The 3,469-nt window shown below is 43.5% G+C and carries 3 protein-coding genes; 1 reads left to right on the forward strand and 2 read right to left on the reverse strand.

Annotation, left to right across the window (positions count from 1 at the left end; all coding sequences use genetic code 11):
* Positions 1–712: GTP-binding protein (locus tag VIP81_RS03830; protein ID WP_331957156.1), on the reverse strand; the 712-nt coding region annotated here is incomplete at its 3' end.
* Positions 713–1,353: 641 nt separating this feature from the next.
* Here VIP81_RS03830 and VIP81_RS03835 point away from each other — a divergent pair.
* Positions 1,354–2,187, forward strand: a complete 834-nt coding sequence (locus VIP81_RS03835) for an aldo/keto reductase (RefSeq protein WP_331957157.1) — start codon at positions 1,354–1,356, stop codon at positions 2,185–2,187.
* A 177-nt stretch (positions 2,188–2,364) separates the two neighbouring features.
* On the opposite strand, the gene VIP81_RS03840 is transcribed toward VIP81_RS03835, so the two are convergent.
* On the reverse strand, positions 2,365–3,469 hold a 1,105-nt coding region (locus tag VIP81_RS03840; protein WP_331957158.1), incomplete at its 5' end, for an aminotransferase class V-fold PLP-dependent enzyme.

Consider the following 3,469-nt stretch of genomic DNA (forward strand, 5'->3'; position numbering starts at 1 on the left):
TGATGCTTTCCGGCTGCGCAGTATATTTATTCAGTAAAGACTCATCCAGCAAGGATAACTCTTCCAGCAGGAAGTTTCTTGCTTCCTGTGCTGCCGGGAGTAAATCAGCAGGAATATCCACGGTGTCGTACGTTTTACCATCAGGTGTATTCCATACCAGTGCTTTCATGGTTACCAGGTCAATAACACCGGTGAAATCATCTTCCGCACCGATAGGTATTTGCACGGGTAGTACGTTGGCGTTTAGGCGTTCCCGTATTTCATTTACTACGCGGCGGAAATCGGCGCCTTGCCTGTCCATTTTATTAATGAATGCAATGCGGGGAATGTTATAATGATTCGCCTGATGCCATACCGTTTCCGACTGCGGCTGTACGCCTGACCGGGCGCAAAATACAGCGATGGCACTGTCGAGCACGCGCAACGAACGTTCTACTTCTGCGGTGAAGTCTACGTGACCGGGGGTATCAATAATATTGATCTGCCAGGTATTATCCTGGTGTTTCCAATAAGTAGTAATTGCTGCAGATGAAATAGTGATACCTCTTTTTTCTTCCTGAGGGTCGCTGTCCATGACCGTATTACCTTCGTCTACATTACCCAGTTTATGTGTAAAGCCGGTGAAGTAAAGCATGCGTTCTGTGAGCGTTGTTTTACCTGCGTCTACGTGAGCCATGATACCTATATTTCTAAAATCCGCTAAGCGTTTCATATAATTTCTATTTAAAAAAGGAATAAAAAAAGCCTCTCATTGGGTAATGAGAGGCGATTGCGAACATGCAACAGGAAGCCTTGCATTACCGGTTGATCCGTGTAACTGACAATGTTTTAATAATAAATTTCCTGTTGTAGTTCATCGTTATAAATTTTCTTGTCTGAAAAAATCGGGGTTGGTGGGGGAAGCAAATAAAAAAGGCCTCTTCGGATGAAGAGGCCCCTTGAAAAGATTTCAGGAGTTATATATTAACCTCTCATATCCGGGATGGATCTGCCTCCCCGTCTTGAATTAAGACAATGCAGGTACTTGCAATTACCGCTCTGATAACGGTAGTTGTGTGTCTGCGTGTCTGATATGTGAGTGTGCGTTTCATATGTTGAATATTGCTTCGCAAAGGTAGTTTAATTATATGAAAAAAACTAATTCGTACGCATTCGTGTGTTAATGGTCGGGTAGCGGATACAGGTCCTTTTTCCCATCTTTATACAAATTTATCTTTAATATTTACCGGCCGCGCCGGTAGGAACTGTTGTATTTTTGCGTTTGACAAATTATACAGCGAAATGAACAAACCTGCCCGGTTTGCGTTTCAAACAATCAGATCACATTTTTAACAACAATAAAACTTCCATCAGATGAATATTACAGACATTAATGGTACTGTACAACTCGCGAATGGTGTACAGATGCCTTATTTCGGATTAGGTGTTTTCAAAACAAAAGAAGGACAGGAAGTAATAGACTCCGTTACTTATGCACTGGATGCGGGTTACCGCCACATAGATACCGCTGCTATTTATGGCAACGAAGAAGGCGTTGGGATGGCTATTGAAAAAAATGCGACCGACAGAAAGGATATCTTCCTGACCACCAAAGTATGGAATGCAGACCAGGGTTACGATAGCACGTTAAAAGCTTTTGACGCGTCGCTGGCTAAACTGAAAACAGATTACCTGGATTTGTACCTGATACACTGGCCGGTAAAAGGAAAGTATAAAGAAACCTGGCGTGCACTGGAGCAACTGTATGCCGATGGCAGGGTAAAGGCTATTGGCGTCAGCAACTTTCTGCAGCATCACCTGGAAGATTTATTTCAGACAGCAAAAGTAATTCCGATGGTGGACCAGCTGGAGTTTCATCCTTACCTGGTACAACAGCCATTACTGGATTTCTGCCAGCAACACCAGGTACAATATGAGGCATGGAGCCCGCTGATGCAAGGTAAAGCCTTTGAAGTGCCTTTGCTGAAAGAACTGGCTGCCAAATACAATGTATCTGTAGCTCAACTGGTATTAAGATGGGATTTGCAAAAGGGCGTGGTGACCATTCCTAAGAGCATCCGCAACGAACGGGTTATTTCCAACGCAGATATTTTTCATTTTAAAATCAGCGAAGAAGATGTGCAGAGAATAGCTGCGCTGGATCGAGGAGAAAGAGTAGGACCAGATCCGGATAATTTTGATTTCTAGCGGTTTTTTGTCTTGTCCAGGATTATACTGATTTTTATGATTTTCCAGATTTTTACTGTTGATTTTAAAAGATTTGGAAAGGTGTTAGTTAATTTTCCCAATTTTTTGTAATCCCAGAAATAAGAAATCAGTACAATCATAAAAATCAGTATAATCCTGAGCAAGACAATATACGCATCAGGCAATCGCTGCAAATAAGCGGTCTATATCTTCCTTATTATTATAAAAATTGAGTGCTACTGTTAGCCTGTTATTTTTATACCTCGCCATAATATTATTTTCTGTCACTTTTACATTTTGTTCGGCTGTAATTTCCAGCAGCTGAATAGCAGAGCGGTTTTCCGGCGCATAATCGGACAACAATTTTACGCCATGTGCCCTGGCTTGTTGTGCCAGGTACTCCACTAATTCCTGTATATAATTTTCTATATCGGAAATACCTATACGCTGCAAATATTCCAGGGTATATCCCAGTAACAGAATATTAATGAAAGGAGGGGTACCGGTTTCAAACACCAGCGCATTTTTCTTCGGTGTAAAAATGGAATAGTCTTTCACCAGGTCAAAATCCGGCAATTCATAATCAACGCTGTACCAGCTGATCACTGTGGGCGTGTATTTATCCAGCAGTTGCTGGGATACATACATGGCACCGCTGCCATAGCCGGCCGTGACCCATTTATAACCATGGAAGATGAGGACATCTATGTTGCATTCCTGCACATCAATATCGTTTACCCCAAAGGATTGAGTGGCGTCTACGATGTGGATGATCCCATGCTGCTTACACAAGGCGCCAATTTCCTTCAGTTGTTGACGGAAGCCCGTTCTGAACATCACATGGCTGGTGATCAGTATTTTGGTAGCGGGTGTAATTTGCGCAGCGATGGCCTCCAGAGAGATGTTGCGATTGGCATCGCTTTCTACAAAACGGATAGTATGTCCGTGGTGCATCCAGCCTACGAAGCTGGTGGGGAATTCATCCCGCATGGTGATGATTTCATAGCTGGTTGGAAACATGCCATAGAGTAAGGTCATAGCATGAGCCGTGTTGGAGATGAATGCTATTTCAGTGGGTTGGGCATTGATCATCCGGGCCACCTGTTGTCGCACTGTCTGGGCCTGTTGATGCCATCCCGGCATGACCATTCTGCCTTTTTCACTGAGTTCCGTGAGCAAGGTATGGGCATGCTGTACAAAGGGGGTACTAACGGGGCCACCGCCATTGGTAAACAGATAAACACTTTTGCTGGTCACCGGGTAATCGGCTCTTATTGTTTCC

This window comes from Chitinophaga sp. (genome assembly GCF_036566945.1).
In the GTDB taxonomy this organism is placed as follows: domain Bacteria; phylum Bacteroidota; class Bacteroidia; order Chitinophagales; family Chitinophagaceae; genus Chitinophaga.

Bases quoted from the DNA above. Each gene is read 5' to 3' on its own strand.
- VIP81_RS03835 (WP_331957157.1), top strand. From the start codon at position 1,354: ATGAATATTACAGACATTAATGGTACTGTACAACTCGCGAATGGTGTA.